The sequence below is a fragment of the Escherichia sp. MOD1-EC5950 genome, assembly GCF_002965345.1.
GTDB lineage: Bacteria > Pseudomonadota > Gammaproteobacteria > Enterobacterales > Enterobacteriaceae > Escherichia > Escherichia marmotae.
This window is the reverse complement of the sequence record NZ_PTSR01000100.1, coordinates 1-1,048: the sequence shown is the minus strand read 5'-3', so window position 1 is coordinate 1,048 and position 1,048 is coordinate 1. Positions and strand designations below refer to the sequence as shown.

Genomic DNA, 1,048 nt, shown 5'->3' with positions numbered 1-1,048 from the left:
CAGAATGAAACGCGTTTGTTTACCTGCATGAACATATTCAGCATATAGCTGAATACCTGCCCACCCTGCGTGATATGCTTGGTTGAACTCATAGGGACGCCCGATTGTTAAAGAACAAAAACGATGAAAAGCCTGTTAATTATTAAACGGGATATACCATTGACATATCCCACATCACACCTCACTATGGATATACATCACGTATATCCATAGTGAGGTGCCTCATGGAAACAACCGTATTTCTCAGTAACCGGAGTCAGGCAGTCAGGCTGCCGAAGGCTGTAGCCCTGCCTGAAGACGTAAAAAAAGTCGACGTTATTGCTGTTGGCCGTACCCGGATCATTACCCCGGCAGGAGAGTCCTGGGACAGCTGGTTCGATGGCGATAGTGTCAGCGCAGATTTCATGAATGACAGAGAACAACCCGCTGTACAGGAAAGGGAGTCGTTCTGATGCTGAAATTCATGCTGGATACCAATATCTGTATTTTCACCATCAAAAATAAACCAGCGCATATCCGGGAGCGTTTCAATCTGAATACAGGGCGAATGTGCATCAGCTCAGTGACCGTGATGGAACTGGTATACGGTGCTGAAAAAAGTCAGTTTCCGGAGCGGAATCTCGCGATTATCGAAGGATTTATTTCGCGTCTTGACGTACTGGATTATGACTGCGCTGCTGCCACACATACCGGTCAGATCCGTGCTGAGCTCGCCCGTCAGGGACGTCCGGTGGGACCATTTGACCAGATGATTGCCGGTCATGCCCGCAGCCGGGGACTCATTGTGGTCACAAACAATACCCGGGAGTTTGAACGTATCGCCGGCCTTCGTCTGGAAGACTGGTGTTAATGCCCTCACTTCCGGTTCAGACACGCCTGAGAATACCGTCAGCCACTTCTCTGGCCTGTTTGACAGAACGAGGCCGGTGCAACGGAATACCGGCCTGAATGACAACCAGATTAAATAACGCATCCCGGCGCTGACGTTCCGGGCGCAGATGAGAGCGATCATCCAGTTCGATAATGGCCCTGACAGTGAAATCCTGCT

At 50.0% G+C, this 1,048-nt stretch carries 3 protein-coding genes; 2 read left to right on the top strand and 1 reads right to left on the bottom strand.

Going from position 1 to position 1,048, the window contains the following annotated elements; all coding sequences use genetic code 11:
• Positions 1-224: 224 nt before the first annotated feature.
• Both vapB and vapC read left to right on the top strand, forming a co-directional pair.
• On the top strand, positions 225-452 hold the full coding sequence (gene vapB, locus BEA93_RS24450) for a toxin-antitoxin system antitoxin VapB (protein ID WP_000450523.1): 228 nt from the start codon (positions 225-227) through the stop codon (positions 450-452).
• The gene (gene vapC, locus BEA93_RS24445; RefSeq protein WP_000911308.1) at positions 452-850 is read left to right on the top strand and encodes a type II toxin-antitoxin system tRNA(fMet)-specific endonuclease VapC; all 399 of its coding nucleotides are present in this window, start codon (positions 452-454) and stop codon (positions 848-850) included. The genes vapB and vapC overlap by 1 nt, the downstream gene beginning before the upstream one ends.
• A gap of 16 nt (positions 851-866) precedes the next feature.
• Here the strand turns inward: vapC and BEA93_RS24440 are convergent.
• Positions 867-1,048 (bottom strand): DUF2726 domain-containing protein (locus BEA93_RS24440; RefSeq protein ID WP_123058263.1); only part of this gene is annotated, 182 nt, incomplete at its 5' end.

Excerpts from the sequence above, each read along its gene's own strand:
- vapB (WP_000450523.1), top strand. The coding sequence starts at position 225 with ATGGAAACAACCGTATTTCTCAGTAACCGGAGTCAGGCAGTCAGGCTG.
- vapC (WP_000911308.1), top strand. The coding sequence starts at position 452 with ATGCTGAAATTCATGCTGGATACCAATATCTGTATTTTCACCATCAAA.